A 16,436-nucleotide genomic window follows, 5' to 3' on the forward strand; every position below is an offset into this window, starting at 1 on the left:
CAGGGAAGCGCGCTCGGTCCAGCGCCGCCGCAAAGGGACTGCGCAGCCCAACGTCGCGACGTGCGAGCCACTGCAATCGCTGGCAGGACTGTAGCAGTGCTTGCTGAAGCACAGCAATTTCAGGGCTTGTCCCGATGGCCCAGCAGGCGCAGGGCGTTGAACACTACGAGGAGCGTCGACCCTTCGTGGAAAACAACGGCGGCGCCGATCTTTAGGCCGAAAATGGTGGCCGGGATCAGGAAGGCGACCATCCCAAGGCTCACGAGCAGGTTCTGCTTGATGATGGCGCTGGTCTGACGGCTTAGGCTGACCGCGAAGGGCAGTCGCCGCAGGTCGTCCGCCATTAGGGCGACGTCTGCGGTCTCGAGCGCCACGTCGGATCCGGCTGCGCCCATCGCGATCCCCACGGTCGCGTTCGCCATGGCCGGCGCATCGTTGACGCCGTCCCCGACCATCGCGACGCCGCCTGCTTGCTCGCGAAGGGCCTTGATGAAGGCGACCTTGTCCTCCGGCATCAGTCCGCCGCGGGCGTCGGTCAGACCGAGCTTGGCGGCGATGGCGTCAGCAACGCCCTGATTGTCGCCCGACAGCATGATCATGCGCTTGACGCCCAGCCGGCGGAGGGCGGCGATGACCTCTGCGGCGCCCTCGCGCGGCGTGTCCTGTAGGCCGATCACGCCGAGGTAGGTCTCGCCGCTCCGAACTACCATGACGGTCCGCCCTGAGCTGGAGAGCCGCTCGACTTCACTGCGCACCTGCTCGGGCACGGGCGCCCCCGGAACGGTCTCGAAGAGCTTGAGCTTCCCGATGAAGACGTCTTCACCGCCAAAGCGCCCGCGGACACCTTGTCCGGTGATGCTCTCCACCGCTTCGGCGCGTCCGGGCGGGCCAGGCAGCCTTTCAGTGGCCGCCGTGACCACCGCTGCCGCAAGCGGATGGTCGCTCAGCCCCTCGACCGCCGCCGCCGTCTCAAGGAGCCGCGCTTCGTCGCCCCCCACGGCAGGCACGACGTCGGTGACGCGGGGGCGTCCCTCCGTCAGGGTGCCGGTCTTGTCGAACGCCAGAGCCTGCAGCCTCCCAAGGTTCTCCAGCGGCCCGCCCCCCTTCACGAGGACGCCGCCGCGTCCTGCGCGAGCCACGCCGCTGAGGACGGCGCTCGGGACGGAGATCGCCAAGGCACAGGGGCTGGCGGCGACCAGGACCGCCATCGCCCGGTAGAAGCTCACGCTGAACGGCTCATCGACCACGACCCAGGCGAACATCAGGGCGAAGACACCCAGGAGGACGGCCGGGACAAAGATCCGTTCGAACTTGTCGGTGAAGCGCTGCGTGGGCGAGCGCTGCGCCTCGGCCTCGGCGACCATGGTGACCACGCGAGCTAGGGTCGACTCACCGGAGAGGCGCGCCACGCGCACCTCCAGGGCTCCAGCCCCATTGATGGTGCCCGCGAACACCTTTTGCGCGGCATCGGCCGTTTCGAATGCGATGTCGTGGCCCGCCGCGCGCTTGTCGACCGGCATGCTCTCGCCGGTGACGGGGGCCTGATTGACCGAACTCTCGCCTACGACGACGACCCCGTCGGCCGGCAGCCGTTCGTTGGGCCGAACCATGACGATGTCGCCGATCTCAAGCGCCTCGACGGGGACATCTTCGAAGGTGTCGCCACGCTTGCGGCTTGCGCGCTCCGGCGCCAGTTCGGCCAGCGCCTCGATGGCCCTGCGAGCCCGCCCCATCGCGTAGTGTTCCAGTGCATGGCCTAGGCTGAAGAGCACGAGCAGCAGGGCGCCTTCGGCCCACTCGCCCAACGCCGCCGCACCCGCCGCGGCGACCAGCATCAGCGTGTCGATCTCGAAGCGGCGCTTACGGAGATTTTCGAGCGCTTCGCGCAGCGTGAAGTAGCCGCCGAACCCGTACGCCAGGAGATAGAAGGCCAGCGGGATGGCGCCCTCAAGGCGGAAGGACGCAAGCCAGCCGATCAGCAACACCACGGCGGACAGCCCGGCGAAGACCAGTTCCGTCCGCTCGCCGAACGGGCCACCGTGCTTGTGCTCGTGTCCCTCTCCCGGCTTGTGCTCGTGGCCCCCGTGCTCGCCCTCCTTCGCGGAGGACTTGCGTCGTGCGGCTTCCGCGTTTGACTGCCCAAGGGCGGCCGCGCGCTCCAGCAGGTAGGCCTCCAGGGCGACGGGCTCGACCTTCGCGGGGTCGAACTCGACCAGGACCGCGCCGGTCACGCCCACATCGGCGTGGAGCACCCCCGGACGGCCTCGGAGGTCGTCCGCCAGGGTCCGGGCGGCGCGGGCATGCAGCGGCTGGCTCAGGCGAAAGTTGGCGTGGCCGGAGGCGCTTGCGAGGCGGGCGCCCTGCTGCACGGCCAGGGCGCGAACCTGGGACGCAGAGATTCGGGCTGGATCGAAGTGCACGCAGAGCACCGCGTCCTCGCGGCCCTGCACATGCGCTTCGGCGACCCCGGGCCGTGAGGCAAGGACCTCCGCGAGTTGCTGCACACAGCGCTCGCAAGCCTCCGCGGCGGCCGGCAGCAGGACCGGGATCTCGAGACGAAGCTTGTCTTCAGCCACAGCGCGTCCTTTCAACTTTCCGTCGCGGGCTCTGCGCGGCTCTCGGCCGCGTCCCGTAGAATTTCCAGCCCGCCCTTCGCCGCGATCAGGGCCACCAGCACGCCCACGACCAAGTCCGGCCAGGCCTGGTTCAGCCACATGATCAAGGCCCCGGCGACGAGGATGCCGCCGTTGGACGCGAAGTCATTGAGGCTGAAGGTCTCTGCCGCGCGCATGTTCACGTCGTCGCTTTGCGCACGGCGCAGGAGGAATAAGCAAACGAGGTTCACGCCCGCAGCGACGAGCGCCAGGGCCATCATGGTCCAACCGACGGGCTCGGTTCCGAGCCACCAGCGGCGGATCACGTCCAGAAGCACGCCGCCCGCGAAGATCAGCAGCATGATACCGGAGACCCCCGCCGCTCGGCGTTTCCAGACGGCGGCGCGGCCGACGGCCAAGAAGCTGATCGCGTAGACGGCGGCGTCTGATGCGTTGTCAACGGCGTTGGCGATCAGCGCGCTCGAGTCGGCGAGCAGACCGGCTAGGCCAAGGCTGACGAACAGCGCTGCGTTGAGCACGAACACCCAAAGCAAGGTCCGCCGTTGCGCACGGTCGACGTCGCTCAATGCGGCCATGTCTCCTTGGCAGTTGACTTCGGAGACCTCCCTCATTGCTCGGGGCCGATGGGGTGCGCGCCCGCGGGTGCGTAGTTGACCCGGATGCGACCGATGAGGTCCGCGGGCACTCCGAGGCGAGCGGTATAGGCCGCTGCTGCCGGATGCCGGCCCACGAGGGAGCCGCGCCATCGGACGTGCTTCAACGCCAGCAGGCCGCCCTGCCGGTCGAAGGCGGCGACATCCAGGTGGCCCCCAGTGGGGAGCCTGGACGTTGGGCGGCGGCGCACCAAGCCGCGGACCACGGCCGGATGTTCGCCGACCCGCAGATAGCCGGTGAGGATCTTTAGCGGGCCTCCTTCGACGAGCTCGACGGCTGGGGTCGGCTCGGCCAAGGCCGCGCCGGACGCCGCAGCGATCAAGCCCGTGGCGAGAGTCGCTACACGGCAGAACCGCTGGGCAGCCCGGGGGCCCGGCCGTGGCGCGCCTCGCACCCGGCCGCTCCGGACCTTCAACGGGCCTCGTTCCATTCCGCTCATGGTGTCAGTCCTCAATCCCTTCGGCGCTCCGATGTCGGACCGCCTGGGCGGCAAACGTCGGCAACACCAACAGGGTCAGAGCGGTTGCTGTGAGCAGACCTCCGATGACGACTGTGGCGAGAGGCTTTTGCACCTCAGCGCCTGCGCCGTGTGCGATGGCCATGGGGATGAAGCCGACAATGGCGACAAGAGCGGTCGTCAGGACAGCGCGTAGCCGGCTAGACGCACCTTCGATGGCTGCATCCTTCGGGAGCAGCCCTGCTGTCAGGCGCTCGCGGATCGCCTGCATCAGGACGAGCCCGTTCAGTGTCGCCACGCCCGACACCGCGATGAACCCCACAGCCGCGGAGACGGAGAAGGGCATGCCCCGCAGGAGCAAGGCGACGGCGCCGCCGACGAGGGCGAGGGGAACGCAGGCGAAGACGAGGGCCGCCTCCGCAAACGAGCCAAGCGCCATGAAGAGCAGAATGCCGATGAGCACGAAGACCACCGGGATCACCAGTCCTAGCCGTTGTTCGGCACGCTGCAGGTTCTCGAACTGACCGCCCCAGTCGAGGTAGACCCCGGTGGGCAGGGCGACTTTCGCGACGCGCTGCTGGGCGTCGCTCACAAATCCGCCGAGGTCGCGGCCTCGAACGTTGGCCTGCACCACCATCCGCCGGCTCCCGTTCTGCCGGCTGATCTGGTTGGGGCCTTCTGCTGTGTCGATGCGAGCCACGGACGCCAGAGGCACCACGGCGCCGGAGGTCGACACGACTGGCAGAGCTGCAAGGGCGGCGGGATCGTTGCGCGCCGCTTCCGGCAAGCGCACGACGACATCGAAACGGCGGTCGCCCTCGAAGATCTGACCCGCCTCAGCGCCCCCAATGCCCGCCGAGACGGCCTCACTCACGTCCGCCGCCGAAAGGCCGTAACTGGCCGCAGCGAACCGATCGACTTTGATGGTCAGGGTGGGCAGGCCGGAGGCCTGCTCGACCCGCACGTCCGCCGCGCCGGGGGTCTGCCGCAGGGCGGCGGCGACCTGATCGGCTGTTCGCTGCAACGTTCCGAAGTCGTCCCCATAGACCATCACAGCCAGGTCCGTGCGGACACCCGAGATCAATTCGTTGAAGCGAAGTTCGATCGGCTGGCTGAACTCGAAATTATTGCCGATCTGTTGGCCCGCCGCCTTCTCGATTCGTTCGATCAGTTCCTCTTTCTGAAGTCTCGGGTCCGGCCAGGCCTTGCGATCCTTCAGTACGATGACGCTGTCGGAGATGTTGGGCGGCATGGGATCCACCGCCGCTTCTGCGGTGCCTGTGCGGGAGAACATGGTCTCCACTTCCGGCTGAGCCTTGATGGCGCGCTCAAGCGCCATCTGCATGGCGATGGATTGCTCCAGAGAGGCCGACGGCACACGCAGGGCCTGCATCGCGATATCGCCTTCGTCCAGGGTCGGGATGAATTCGCGGCCGAGTGTGAAGAACGAGATCACGCCAACGAGCAGCGCCATGCCCGCCGCCATGAGCACCATCCTTGGTCGCGACACCGCCGCTCCGATCGCCGGCTGGATGCGCTGGCGCGCCCAGCGAAGGATGCGAGTCTCGTGCTCCTCCACCCTTCCGTCTGGGCCCGAGTGCACCGACTTAGGATCCCGCACGAGCAAGGCGGCCATGGCAGGCACGAAGGTGAAGGACAGGATGAACGCGCCGACCAGGGCAAGCATGACCGTCGCGCCCATGGGCTGGAAGGTCTTGCCTTCGACGCCTTCGAGGGTGAGCAACGGGGCGAACACGAGCAGGATGATGAGCTGACCAAAGGCGGCGGGCTTGACCATCTGCCGGGCGGCCTCAACCGCCGCGCCGAGACGTTCGTGTCGGGTCAGCACCCGACCCAACGCGGCACGGCGCTGGCTGAGCAGTAGCAGCGTATTCTCGATCACGACGACGCCGCCATCGACCATCAATCCGAAGTCGAGGGCACCGAGGCTCATCAGGTTTCCGCTGATCCCGAACCGGTTCATCCCGATCACCGCGAACAGGAAGGAGAGCGGGATCATCAGCGCCGTGATTGTCGCCGCGCGAATGTTGCCGAGCAGCAGGAAGAGGATGACGATGACGAGAAGCGCGCCTTCGGTCAGGTTGCGCGCAACGGTCTTGATGGTCGAGTTGACCAGCTCGCTTCGGTTGAGCACCGGAATCGCGACCACGTCGGGCGGAAGTGAATCATCCACTTCTGCCAGCCGTTCCGCCGCGGCTTGAGCGACGGTGCGACTGTTGCCCCCGGCGATCATCAGCGCGGTGCCGAGAACGGCCTCGTGGCCGTCGCGACTGGCGGCGCCGAGCCGCAGGCCCTGTCCGATCTCCACGGTCGCGACGTCTGCGACCCTCACGACCAGACCATCCCGGTTCACCACCGGAGCCTGCGCCAGGTCCTGAATGGACCCGGCGAGGGCGTCGCTTCGCACGACCAGGGCCTCGCCCGCCCGCTGAACGAAGCCTGCGCCAGCCTGGGTGTTTGCGCGCTCGAGCGCCTGCACAAGATCGCCCAGACTGAGCTTGTAAGCTGACAATCGGGCGGGGTCCGGGCGGACTGCGTACTCCTTCACATAACCCCCGACGGTATCCACGCCTGCCAGCCCCCGGGTGGAGCGCATCTGCGGCGCGATGATCCAGTCCTGCACCGTGCGCAGGTAGGTCGCCCTCTGCTGCGGAGTCGCCAGCCGCTCTCCCTCGGGCGTGAGGTAGACGCCATCCGGCTGCCAACCCGGCCGCCCAGCCCGCGCCTTCGCCTGGTCGAAGGCCGCGTAGTCGACAGTCCACATCAGGACTTCGCCGAGCCCGGTGGTCACGGGGGACAGCGCCGGCTCGACACCCTCGGGCAGGTTCTCCTGTGCTTCTCTCATCCGCTCGGCGACCTGCTGGCGAGCGAAATAGATATCAGTCTGGTCGGTGAAGACGGCTGTGATCTGGCTGAAGCCGTTGCGCGAGAGTGAGCGGGTACTCGTCAACCCAGGGATCCCCGCGAGGGCGGTCTCCAGCGGATAGGTGACCTGCCGTTCGATCTGCTCGGGGGCGAGCGAAGGCGCGACGGTCGTGATCTGGACCTGACGGTTGGTGATGTCCGGGACTGCATCGATCGGCAGCCGGGTGAGTTCGAAGAGCCCGAGGGCAGCCACAGCGGCGACAGCAAGGATCACGAACCAGCGGAAGCGTACGGACGCTTCGATCAAGGCTTTGAACATGGGATGTCCTAGTGTCCGTGCTCGGCTTCGCCCTTGGCGAGTTCGGCTTTCAGGAGGAAGGCGTTGGCCGCGGCGACCCGCTCCTCGCCGCCCAGCCCGCGGAGGATCTCGGTGCGGCCGCCGGCTTGGCGCCCAACCAGCACCGGTGTGGCACGGAAGCCGCCGTTCACCGCCACGAACACGACGCTCGAGCCCTCGATGCTCTGAACGGCATCGCTTGGCACTGTCAGCCCGCCTGCCTCAGCGCCGGTGATGACCGCGCCCGTCACCGCCGAGCCTGCCGGGGGGAGCACGCCTCCAGCCGCGCGTGCGCGGATGACCGTCGCACCCGTCTGCTCGCCGGCAGCCGTCGCAACTCCGACGATCACGGCGTCAAATTCGCCCGTGGGCCCTTGGACCCGAATCCGGGATCCTGCGCGAACGCCGGTGGCGACACTCGGCGGTGCATTGAAGACCAGTTCGACCCGGTCGGGGTCGATCACGTCGGCGACGACGCCGCCCTGCGTGACGAAGCCGCCAGGCCCGATCGCGACAGAGGTGACGACGCCGGAAATCGGGCTGATGACGGTCAACCGGCCCGCAGCGTTGGGCCTACCCGACGCCGAGGCCCGCGCCCGGGCCGCGCGCGCCGCCGCTTCGGCGCTGAGCGCTTGAGCTCGCGACGTCTCGACCTCTTGCCGCGCAACGATCCCCTGGGAGCCAAGGCTCTGGTCACGCTGATAGGCGCGTCGCGCGGCGTCGGCCGCTGCGGCTGCAGCGTCGGCGTCGGCTCGGAAGGTTGCGGCTTCGCCGCTCACCAAGACCGCAAGGCCTTGGCCGGCGCGGACCGATTGCCCGGCGGCTACGAGAACCCGTTCCACGCGGCCGGCCACAGCCGCTCCAACGCTGGCCCGGGCATCAATCATCGGCTCGACACGCCCGGAAAGCCGGACTTCGCCGCCGCCGCCACGCGTGACCGCGACCAGCTGAATTCCGGAAGCGCGGATCTGCGTCGGCGTGAGCGCAACGACTCCTTCGGGCGCTGCGGCGCCCTCTTCGCTGTGGCCTTCTTCCTCCGCGCCTTCTTCCGCGTGCTCCTCGCCAGCGGCGGGAGCCGCGGGCTTGCTCATCATGTTCGACAGGACGAACCCGCCCCCGCCGGCCAGCATCACTGCGGCCGCGACCGCGCCATATAGGCGCGCATTGTCCCTCTTCATTGTCATCATTGTACTCCGGGGGTGGCGTCGCCGCTGAGCCGAGCTTGCGCGGCCTGGGCGCTGATCCGCTCGACGGCGGCTGCAATGGTTTGGGCGCGCGCTTCAGTCAGGGCGCGGCGGGCGGCGACCAGTTCGGCGAGCGGGAGTTTGCCGGCCTCGTACCCGATGCGGGCGAGACGATAGGCTTCTTCGGCGGTGCTCTCGCCCTCGCGGGCTGCCGCGAGCCGGGTTTCGGCCGCTGAGATGCGCGCCGTGCTGGTGCGGACGGCGGCTTCGGCGTCGAGCCTGGCCGCGTTCAGCCGGGCCTCGGCGGCTGTCTGTTCAGCCCGAGCGGCGGCGATATTGCCGCGGTTCTGATCGAACAGCGGCAGGGGCACAGAGACGCCCGCGACGAGCGCGGTGGCGTCGTCCTCTTGGAAACGGCGCAGGCCGACGGAGAGGGTCACATCCGGAATGGCTCGACGTCGTTCAACGCTAAGGCGTCGCGCCGCCGCTTCTCGCTCAGCCTGTGCAGCGAGGAAGGCCGTCGTCGCGTTCGCTGCGGGATTGGCTCCGGAGAAGAGTGGAGCTTTCGCCTCGAGTAGGCTGACCGGGATCGAGGTGATTGGCGCCGACGCCCCGGCGAGGGCTGTCAGATTGCCGAAGGCAGTCGCACGCGCAGCCTGGGCTTCGTCCACCGCCGCACGGGCGGCTTGCACCGCCGCCTGAGCCTGGAGACGCCGCAGGTCGGCCTCCCGTCCCGCCGCGACCAGGGCTGTGGCGATGCGCGCATCCTCTTCCGCGAGGCTTCGCGAGTCATGGGCGAGTTTCAGTCTCCGTTCGGCCGCCTCGGCATCAGCATAGGCGGCCGCCAAATCGAAGGCGTATTCCGCTTCGATCCGGCGGGCCTGGGCGCGAGCCGCCTCGACTTCCGCACGCCCAGCCGCGACCCGCGCCGAGCGCTTGCCGCCAAGCTCGACAGTCTGACCGATCGTCGCGGTGGTCTCCGACAGGCTCGTCCCGCGGAAGGGACCGGAACCGGAGAAGTTTTCGATCTCGAGTCCCACGCTCGGGTTGGGGATCGCGCCTGCCTGCCTTGCGAGCCCTTCGGCCCGAGCGATGTTGGCGCGCGCCTCGGCGAGACGGGGGGCGGTGGCCTGCGCCTGGGCCAGCAGTGCGGCGAAGGGCGGCGCAGGTTCGGCCATAGCGGCGCCGGCTGCGCCGAGGCTGACCAGCAAGAGCAGTCCCGCCAAAGGCGAGCTGCGGAAGTCGGGTTTCATGGTGTCCCTCTTGAACGTGACGGAATGAGCGCGTCAGCGCGCGAGCCGTCAGGCTCTGGGAGGTCGGATCAGCCCGAACTTGGGATCGGAGATCGGCACCCGGTTGCGCACGAACGGGTGGGCAACCGCCAGCAGCGGAGCGGACAGCTCGCCGGCGGCTAGCGTGGCCGGTACGTAGGGCGCGCTGTGATGGCAATGTCCGTGGATGCAGATGCCGCGTCCCTCGTCGAGAGGCGGTGGACCAGCATCGTCGGCGGGGGCGGCGGCGACAGGCAGTTCAGCCGCAACGGCGCTCAGGCTGCCTTCGTCGCGGCAGATGAGGCCGTCGAGACCCGGCCCGAGCGTGAGCACGGTCAGCACGAGCGCAGCGAGCACCATGCCGACCTTCCGCCACCAGGGTGAGGTCCATTCCATCGCCCGTCCCTATATCGAGGCTGACGAGCGCTGGGAATGCGTTACAAAATCACGTTCGGCTTTCGCCGCGCGACGCTCTTCACGGGCCTGAGCGGTGATCTGCCAAGCGGAGCGGAAAAAGACCGCTGCCAGCAGCACGCCCACGATCACGTCCGGCCAGCGCGACCCTGCCACAGTGACAGCCACGCCGGTGGCTGCCACGGCAAGGCATTGGATGAGGTCATTGCGCGTGCAGAGCCAGACGGACCGGACGTTGGCGTCGCCCTCGCGGAAGCGCACCAGTAACAGGGCCGCCAGGAGGTTGGCGGCTGCGCCGAACAGGCCCAGGCCGGAGATGGCGCCGCCTTCCGGCGAGGCCCCGGTGAGCGCGCGCCAGATGGCCAGGCAGAGAATGCCGGTCGCCATGATCGCCAGACTCGCACTCTTGATGAAAGCAGCGCCGGAGCGGACCTGGACGCTCTTGCCAATCACCCACAGGCTCAAGGCGTAGGTGGCCGCATCGGCTGCGAAGTCGAGCGTGTTGGCCGCCAGCGCAGCCGAGTCGGCGAGCCAGCTGCCGATGGCTACGACGACAAAGCCTACGACATTGATGGCGATCACGGCGGTGAGGGCCCGCTTGTAGGCCGGAGACGCGCCATCGAACGCAACAGCGGTTCCGCAACCACAGCTCGCGGCAGTCGGCTCTTCGGAGGTCGAACAACTGGACATGCCGCCACCCTGCATCCTCTAGTGGCTGGAGGATCAAGCACCTATTTTCACGACACGACAGGAGGCCGCATGCCAGCGCTCACAATCGGCAAACTCGCCAAGGCGACGGACGTGAAGGTCCCGACGATCCGCTTCTATGAGCAGATCGGGCTTCTGCCCGAACCCGACCGCACGGACAGCGATCGCCGCATCTACGATGATAGAGCCGTGCGCCGGTTGGCGTTCATCAAACACGCGCGCCAGCTTGGCTTCTCCGTCCAGGCCATCCGCACCTTGCTCGACCTAGCCGATCATCCGGATCACGCCTGTGACGACGCAAACGACCTCGCAGCAGAACAGCTGACCTCAATCGAGACGAAGATCGCCCAGTTGCAGGCGTTGCGCTCCGAGTTGAAGCGCATGGTCGATGCCGGCTGTCGTGGCGTGGCCGGCGAATGTCGCGTCATCGAGACCTTGGCTGATCACAGCCTCTGCGCTCACCACCACGGCGCAGCGGATCGCATGGCCGTCTGAGATGCTTGGCTGCTCACATTTTCATGGAACCAGATCTACGCTGAAGGCTGTCGCCGCGGCTCTCGCGGAGGCAGAACAAGTTTGCCTGGCCGCGGGCGATCGATGGACCGCGTCCCGCCGCAGGACATATGAGTTGCTCGTCCAGGCCGGCGGGCCGGTGAAGGCGTACGATCTGATTTCCGCCTACGCGACTGAGGGAGAGCCGGTAGCAAAGCCGCCGACCGTCTACAGGGCACTGGAATTCCTCACCGGCAAGGGTCTCGTTCATCGCATCGAGAGCCTGAACGCCTTCCTTGCCTGTGACGCTCAGCACGATGGCGCAGCAGCCGAGTTCCTGATCTGCGACTGCTGTGGCCGGGTAGAAGAGCTTGATGTCGGAATGCAGGACTTGGCAGCTGCAGCGGTCAACGCAAGGGGATTCAGGCCAACGCGGATTGTGCTGGAAGTGCACGGAACCTGCGCCGGCTGCGTCTGACGCGCTGCTAGTCAGGTGGTGCGGGCGGTCGGACTCGAACCGACACGTCTCTCGACTGCGGATTTTGAATCCGCCGCGTCTACCATTTCGCCACGCCCGCGGCGGTGATCTATCTATCTTCCAAGCTGGCGTTCGCCAAGTCGTCGCTGGGGCGTTCGCCCGCGACGTGAGACCGGGAAGGTTGCTTCCGGACGCTGGTCTTGGTCACATTTATAGCTGCCGTGTCGAGGCGGGTCTTGATGTGAGAGGCATAGAACTTCTCGATCATGTCGACGCTCGTCCGACAGTTCTTCGCTACCTGATAGATGTCGGCCCCCTCCATGAGCCGCAGGCAGATGTAGGTATGGCGCAGGCTATACGCGGTCCGCAGGTTGCCTTCCCGATCGTGCTTGAGCCCGAGCTCGTCGAGAACTCTGTTCAGCAGTTGCCGCTGCACCTTGCCGAAGATTGGGCTGACTGGTTCCGGAGTGTTGCGCTCTGAAAGCCTCTCGAACGCCGGCACCGCCTCCGGCAGGCTCTTGCAGTAGCCGGTGCCGCGCTTTCCCCTGACTTTGATCTCGAGAATGCGCTGCCCTGTCGCCTCGTCATTGATGATGCCGACGTCCCGGTACTGAAGCCGCGAAGCTTCGTCGGGCCGGAGGCCGGTACTGGCCATGAACACCACGTAGTCGTGGAACTGCTCGCATTCAGCTCGCCAACGCTGCTTGAGCGGCCGGCGAGCACGCTCCAGCGTCGCATCGTGCAGAAGCTTGTACTCTTCGGGTGAAAACCAAGCGCGATGCGCGATCTTCCCCGACGATTTGTACGGGGCGCTCATATCCGGAAGGGCGGCAATCCAGCCCTTCCGGTTTGCAGCCTTCAACACCTGCCGTAGTGTCACGATCTCCTTGTGCAAGGTCGAACGCGAAGGTGGCTTCTCGATCCGGCGTCTCCGGCCACCGACCTTGCTCTCTTGGGGCGCCATCGGGTTAAGTCGGTGGAGCCGGTAATCCTGGATCATGCCAGCGCTCACGTCGGACACGGGAGTGTCTCCGAAGAACGGGATCAACCGAAGACGCAGGTGGGCGGATTTTTGACTGACGTAGTCAGGGTTCCGCTCGCCCTGGGTGAGCACCTGGTACTCAGCAACGAATGCTTCTGCGGCTTCGCGGAAAGTCTTGCCTTTCGGCAAGCGGGTAGCCGCAGTCGCGATCGATTCCATCGCCAGTGACCTATTTAGCCGCAAGCTGCGGGCACCCAGACGGTCCTCAGCAATACGGTCAAACGCCCATTCCCGAGCGACGGTCATCGCCGTGTCGAGGCGGTCCTGGTGGGTGGATGCTCGGTAGTTCCGGCCGCTGAGATAGATGGCGCATTGCCAGAAGCGGCTGTTCTCGCGCCTGTAAACGTGAAGTCGGCCGTCGAGAAGGGTATGGCGTTCGGCGGACATGTCTTTGGCTCCTGCTGAGCAGGTGTGCAAGACATGTGAAAGTCTGAAGGCCTTCTAAGTCGCTGATTCTGCAGCGAAAGATAGACGCCCCTGGCTTTTGAGTCTGCCGCGTCTACCATTTCGCCACTGGGGCCAGCGGGGCGCGCAATCTAGCGGCCCGGGCCTGGGCGTCAACGGACGGCTCGGCGATCACGATTGCACTGGCGCGGCGCCGCAGGGGCTTGCATCGCAACCCCCTGGCCCGTAACTGATAATCGTTCGCAGCGCGTCCAGGGGCGGCGCCTGCGCCCTTACGCCTGGGACCCGTTTCTTGATGAACGACCAATCGCCGGTGATGACCAACGGCGCCGCGCCCGGCACGGGCGGGCGCGAGATTCCGCTGAGCCAGGCGCGCCTTGGCCAACGCGGGGTCATCGCGCGCGTCCACGCCCGTCCGGACGTGACCCACCACGGCCTCGCCGCCGACGAGCTGGAGCGCCGCCTTCTGGAGCTCGGCTTCGTCGAGGGGGCCGCCGTCGAAGTGATCCATGAGGGCCTGATCGGCGGCGATCCGATGGCGGTTCGCCTGGATGACATGCGCGTGGCCCTGCGCCGCCGCGATGCGGCCGAGGTGACCATCAGGCTCGACGAGGCGGCCCGATGACCGCCCAGAGCGCGCGCATCGCGCTGATCGGCAATCCCAACTCCGGCAAGACCGCCCTGTTCAACGCCCTGACCGGCAGCCGCCAGAAGGTGGCCAACTATGCCGGCGTGACGGTGGAGAAGAAGGAAGGGCTCGTCACCACAGCCAGCGGCCGCACGCTTTCGGTGCTGGACCTGCCCGGCACCTATTCCCTGCGCGCCCGCAGCCCCGACGAGGCCGTGACCCGGGACGCCGTGCTCGGCCGGCTGGCCGGCGAGGCGACGCCCGACGTCCTCGTCTGTGTGGCCGACGCCACCAACCTTCGCCTCGTCCTGCGCCTGATCCTGGAGCTGCGCCAGGTCGGCCGGCCGATGGTCCTGGCCCTCAACATGTACGACATCGCCCAGCGGCAGGGCCTGCGGATCGACATCGAAGGGCTCTCGCGGGAGATCGGCGCGCCGATCGTGACCACCGTGGCCACCCGCAAGCGCGGGATCGACGAGCTGGTCGCCCAGCTGGAGGTCAAGGTGGCGGCCATGGACGCCGCGGGCGAGCTGACGGGCCAGAACGAATGGCGCGAACCTACCGCCGCCGAGATCCGCGAGGCGCACGCCAAGGCGCAGCGGATCATGAAGACCTATGTGCGCCCGCCGGAACATCCCGACACCATGACCGGCAAGGTGGACGCGGTCCTGCTCCACCCGCTGGCGGGCCTGGCCATCCTCTTCGCCCTGCTGTTCGTGATGTTCCAGGCGGTATTCGCCTGGGCGGGGCCGCTGATGGACGGGACGGAGGCCGGCATCGCCTGGCTCGGCGGCGCAGCCGCCACGGTCATTCCCGACGGCCTGGTCCAGAGCCTGATCGTCGACGGTCTCATCGCCGGCGTGGGCAGCGTGCTCGTCTTCCTGCCCCAGATCCTGATCCTCTTCCTGTTCATCATCCTCCTGGAAGACTTCGGCTACATGGCCCGGGCCGCCTTCCTGATGGACAAGATCATGGGCGGCGCCGGCCTGCATGGCCGCGCCTTCATTCCGCTCCTCTCCTCCTTCGCCTGCGCCATTCCCGGCGTGATGGCGACGCGGGTGATCGATTCGAAGCGCGACCGCCTGACCACCATCATGGTCGCCCCGCTGATGACCTGCTCGGCGCGGATCCCGGTCTACACCCTGATCATCGCCGCCTTCATTCCGGAACGGACGGTGTGGGGCTTCGCCAATCTGCAGGGGCTGGTGATGTTCGGCCTCTATGCGACGGGCATCCTGAGCGCGCTGGCGGTCTCCTTCGTCGCGCGGCGGCTCTTCTGGCGCGGCCAGGTCGAGCCGTTCCTGATGGAGCTGCCGACCTACAAGACCCCCGATCCGATGAACGTGCTGCGGAACCTCTGGCTGCGGGCGGAGATCTTCATCAACCGGGCCGGCCGGATCATCCTGCCGCTCAACATCCTGATCTGGGTGCTCGCCACCTTCCCCGCGCCGCCGGAGGGCGCCGAGGGTCCGGCCATCGACTACAGCTTCGCCGGCCAGCTCGGCCACATGGTCCAGCCTCTGCTGGCGCCGATCGGCTTCAACTGGCAGATGAGCGTGGCCCTGATCCCCGGCATGGCCGCGCGCGAGGTCGCCGTCGGCGCCCTGGGCACGGTCTATGCGGTGGCCGATGCGGAGGAGCATGTCGGCACCCTGGCCGGCGCGCTCAGCGTCGACTGGACGCTGGCCATGGGGCTGTCCTTCCTGGCCTGGTACGTCTTCGCTCCGCAGTGCGCGGCCACCCTGGCCGTGGTGAAGCGGGAGACCAACAGCTGGCTGTGGCCGAGCGTGATGTTCGTCTACCTGGTGGCCCTGGCCTATCTCGCGGCCTTCGGCGTCTACAACGCCGCCGTGGCCCTGGGCTGGGGCTGACCCCCTCTAGCGCAGTCCGCCGCCACCCTCGCCGGCCAGAACGCCGGCCGCCCCCTGCAGCCGCAGCAGCAGCCGCTTGAGCAGGGCGACCTCCTGCGGGGCGAGACCCGAGATCAGGGCGGCTTCGTAGGCGAGCGCCAGAGGGGCGATCTCGCCGTGCAGCCGGCGGCCCTCGGCGCTCAGGGCGACGACGTGGGAGCGGCCGTCGCGGTCGTTCTCCGAACGCTCCACCAGCCGGCGCTTGGCCAGGCCCTGGGCCGCGCGGCTCACGGTCACCTTGTCCATGCCGGTGCGGCCCACGATGGCGCTCTGATTCATCGCCCCGTCCTCGGCCAGCACGCAGATCAGGCGCCACTGGGGGACCGTCAGGCCGAAGCGGTCCTCATAGGCTCGGGCGATCAGTCGGCTGACGGCGTTGGAGGCGACCGACAGGCGGTAGGGAAGATAGTCGTCGAGCTTGAGCCCGGCGCCGCCGTCGACGGGCTCCGGAACGGGCCGAGCGGTCATGCGGGCGGGCCTCCTCACCAATGGGGTCATCCTATCGAGTGGGCGGCCGGAAGGCCTCTCACAAGAGGCGGCGCGGCCGCGGTCGCCGGGCGATCCTGCGGCGCCCTGCCGGCGGCCTGCCCGTGGCGGCGCCGGCGCGGCCTGCCTCCGCTGCGGGCAGTCGGGCGGAGAACACGTCTCCCGGTTGGATTTCCCTGGGCCGCGCCGGCGCAGATTCGGCGGCCGCCTAGCTGGCGCCCTTGGCCAGGCGGGCGACCAGCCGCACGCCGGACTCGAAGGCGCGCGGCTCATAGACGTGGATTTCGACCCGGATGTCGCCGCCCGCTTCCGTCTCCCACATGTAGTTGCGCTCGAAGCACACGGCGCGGCCCATGGGACTGAAGCCCTCGAAGGTGTCGCCCCAGGGGGTGCATGGGGCGAGCGCGTGCCAGCCGAGATCGCAGGCCTGGGCCATCTCCTCGTGCGCGGCGGCTTCCAGGTCGGCCTG

At 67.9% G+C, this 16,436-nt stretch carries 15 protein-coding genes and 1 tRNA gene; 4 read left to right on the forward strand and 12 right to left on the reverse strand.

The window, feature by feature from the left end:
- Nucleotides 1–119 precede the first annotated feature (119 nt).
- The 8 genes from H2041_RS07215 to H2041_RS07250 all read right to left on the reverse strand — a co-directional run bounded on the left by H2041_RS07215 (nucleotide 120) and on the right by H2041_RS07250 (nucleotide 10,508).
- Nucleotides 120–2,576 carry a heavy metal translocating P-type ATPase gene (locus H2041_RS07215; RefSeq protein WP_293410983.1) on the reverse strand — a complete coding sequence of 819 codons (2,457 nt, stop codon included), beginning with the start codon at nucleotides 2,574–2,576 and terminating at the stop codon, nucleotides 120–122.
- Between the two features lie 11 nt (nucleotides 2,577–2,587).
- Complete coding sequence (locus H2041_RS07220) at nucleotides 2,588–3,190, reverse strand: cation transporter (protein ID WP_257835910.1); 603 nt, start codon at nucleotides 3,188–3,190, stop codon at nucleotides 2,588–2,590.
- A 32-nt stretch (nucleotides 3,191–3,222) separates the two neighbouring features.
- Entirely contained in the window at nucleotides 3,223–3,564 is a 342-nt protein-coding gene (locus tag H2041_RS07225) for a hypothetical protein (protein ID WP_257835911.1), read from the reverse strand.
- A gap of 148 nt (nucleotides 3,565–3,712) precedes the next feature.
- Entirely contained in the window at nucleotides 3,713–6,931 is a 3,219-nt protein-coding gene (locus H2041_RS07230; protein WP_293410989.1) for a CusA/CzcA family heavy metal efflux RND transporter, read from the reverse strand.
- 8 nt (nucleotides 6,932–6,939) lie between these two features.
- The gene (locus H2041_RS07235; protein WP_293410992.1) at nucleotides 6,940–8,136 is read right to left on the reverse strand and encodes an efflux RND transporter periplasmic adaptor subunit; all 1,197 of its coding nucleotides are present in this window, start codon (nucleotides 8,134–8,136) and stop codon (nucleotides 6,940–6,942) included.
- Nucleotides 8,133–9,386: a TolC family protein gene (locus H2041_RS07240; protein ID WP_293410994.1), complete on the reverse strand. Its 1,254-nt coding sequence runs from the start codon at nucleotides 9,384–9,386 to the stop codon at nucleotides 8,133–8,135. The genes H2041_RS07235 and H2041_RS07240 overlap by 4 nt, the downstream gene beginning before the upstream one ends.
- A 48-nt stretch (nucleotides 9,387–9,434) precedes the next feature.
- A complete protein-coding gene (locus tag H2041_RS07245) occupies nucleotides 9,435–9,764 on the reverse strand; it encodes a hypothetical protein (protein ID WP_257835913.1) in 330 nt (109 codons plus the stop codon).
- Nucleotides 9,765–9,809: 45 nt separating this feature from the next.
- The gene (locus H2041_RS07250; protein ID WP_293410997.1) at nucleotides 9,810–10,508 is read right to left on the reverse strand and encodes a cation transporter; all 699 of its coding nucleotides are present in this window, start codon (nucleotides 10,506–10,508) and stop codon (nucleotides 9,810–9,812) included.
- A gap of 69 nt (nucleotides 10,509–10,577) precedes the next feature.
- Here H2041_RS07250 and H2041_RS07255 point away from each other — a divergent pair, with 69 nt between their 5' ends.
- Both H2041_RS07255 and H2041_RS07260 read left to right on the forward strand, forming a co-directional pair.
- Entirely contained in the window at nucleotides 10,578–11,021 is a 444-nt protein-coding gene (locus H2041_RS07255) for a helix-turn-helix domain-containing protein (protein ID WP_293411000.1), read from the forward strand.
- Nucleotide 11,022: 1 nt separating this feature from the next.
- Nucleotides 11,023–11,496, forward strand: coding sequence for a Fur family transcriptional regulator (locus H2041_RS07260; RefSeq protein ID WP_293411003.1), 474 nt, complete (start codon nucleotides 11,023–11,025; stop codon nucleotides 11,494–11,496).
- A 16-nt stretch (nucleotides 11,497–11,512) separates the two neighbouring features.
- Here the strand turns inward: H2041_RS07260 and H2041_RS07265 are convergent.
- Together H2041_RS07265 and H2041_RS07270 are read right to left on the reverse strand one after the other, a co-directional pair.
- Nucleotides 11,513–11,596, reverse strand: a tRNA-Leu gene (locus H2041_RS07265).
- 9 nt (nucleotides 11,597–11,605) lie between these two features.
- On the reverse strand, nucleotides 11,606–12,925 hold the full coding sequence (locus H2041_RS07270; RefSeq protein ID WP_293411006.1) for a site-specific integrase: 1,320 nt from the start codon (nucleotides 12,923–12,925) through the stop codon (nucleotides 11,606–11,608).
- A gap of 313 nt (nucleotides 12,926–13,238) precedes the next feature.
- Between H2041_RS07270 and H2041_RS07275 the strand changes: the two genes are divergently transcribed.
- Together H2041_RS07275 and H2041_RS07280 are read left to right on the forward strand one after the other, a co-directional pair.
- Nucleotides 13,239–13,568: a FeoA family protein gene (locus H2041_RS07275; RefSeq protein ID WP_293411008.1), complete on the forward strand. Its 330-nt coding sequence runs from the start codon at nucleotides 13,239–13,241 to the stop codon at nucleotides 13,566–13,568.
- Nucleotides 13,565–15,442: a ferrous iron transporter B gene (locus H2041_RS07280; protein ID WP_293411011.1), complete on the forward strand. Its 1,878-nt coding sequence runs from the start codon at nucleotides 13,565–13,567 to the stop codon at nucleotides 15,440–15,442. The genes H2041_RS07275 and H2041_RS07280 overlap by 4 nt, the downstream gene beginning before the upstream one ends.
- Before the next feature lie 6 nt (nucleotides 15,443–15,448).
- On the opposite strand, the gene H2041_RS07285 is transcribed toward H2041_RS07280, so the two are convergent.
- Nucleotides 15,449–15,949 (reverse strand): MarR family winged helix-turn-helix transcriptional regulator, encoded by a 501-nt coding sequence (locus H2041_RS07285; RefSeq protein WP_293411013.1) that lies wholly within the window; start codon nucleotides 15,947–15,949, stop codon nucleotides 15,449–15,451.
- Between the two features lie 226 nt (nucleotides 15,950–16,175).
- A complete protein-coding gene (locus H2041_RS07290; RefSeq protein ID WP_293411014.1) occupies nucleotides 16,176–16,403 on the reverse strand; it encodes a hypothetical protein in 228 nt (75 codons plus the stop codon).
- Between the last annotated feature and the right edge of the window lie 33 nt (nucleotides 16,404–16,436).

Source organism: Phenylobacterium sp. (assembly GCF_013911965.1).
In the GTDB taxonomy this organism is placed as follows: domain Bacteria; phylum Pseudomonadota; class Alphaproteobacteria; order Caulobacterales; family Caulobacteraceae; genus Phenylobacterium.

Excerpts from the sequence above, each read along its gene's own strand:
- H2041_RS07255 (WP_293411000.1), top strand. The coding sequence starts at position 10,578 with ATGCCAGCGCTCACAATCGGCAAACTCGCCAAGGCGACGGACGTGAAG.
- H2041_RS07290 (WP_293411014.1), bottom strand. The coding sequence starts at position 16,403 with ATGGCCCAGGCCTGCGATCTCGGCTGGCACGCGCTCGCCCCATGCACC.
- H2041_RS07230 (WP_293410989.1), bottom strand. The coding sequence starts at position 6,931 with ATGTTCAAAGCCTTGATCGAAGCGTCCGTACGCTTCCGCTGGTTCGTG.
- H2041_RS07240 (WP_293410994.1), bottom strand. The coding sequence starts at position 9,386 with ATGAAACCCGACTTCCGCAGCTCGCCTTTGGCGGGACTGCTCTTGCTG.
- H2041_RS07270 (WP_293411006.1), bottom strand. The coding sequence starts at position 12,925 with ATGTCCGCCGAACGCCATACCCTTCTCGACGGCCGACTTCACGTTTAC.
- H2041_RS07260 (WP_293411003.1), top strand. The coding sequence starts at position 11,023 with ATGCTTGGCTGCTCACATTTTCATGGAACCAGATCTACGCTGAAGGCT.
- H2041_RS07250 (WP_293410997.1), bottom strand. The coding sequence starts at position 10,508 with ATGTCCAGTTGTTCGACCTCCGAAGAGCCGACTGCCGCGAGCTGTGGT.
- H2041_RS07285 (WP_293411013.1), bottom strand. The coding sequence starts at position 15,949 with ATGACCGCTCGGCCCGTTCCGGAGCCCGTCGACGGCGGCGCCGGGCTC.
- H2041_RS07275 (WP_293411008.1), top strand. The coding sequence starts at position 13,239 with ATGAACGACCAATCGCCGGTGATGACCAACGGCGCCGCGCCCGGCACG.
- H2041_RS07280 (WP_293411011.1), top strand. The coding sequence starts at position 13,565 with ATGACCGCCCAGAGCGCGCGCATCGCGCTGATCGGCAATCCCAACTCC.
- H2041_RS07220 (WP_257835910.1), bottom strand. The coding sequence starts at position 3,190 with ATGGCCGCATTGAGCGACGTCGACCGTGCGCAACGGCGGACCTTGCTT.
- H2041_RS07245 (WP_257835913.1), bottom strand. The coding sequence starts at position 9,764 with ATGGTGCTCGCTGCGCTCGTGCTGACCGTGCTCACGCTCGGGCCGGGT.
- H2041_RS07235 (WP_293410992.1), bottom strand. The coding sequence starts at position 8,136 with ATGATGACAATGAAGAGGGACAATGCGCGCCTATATGGCGCGGTCGCG.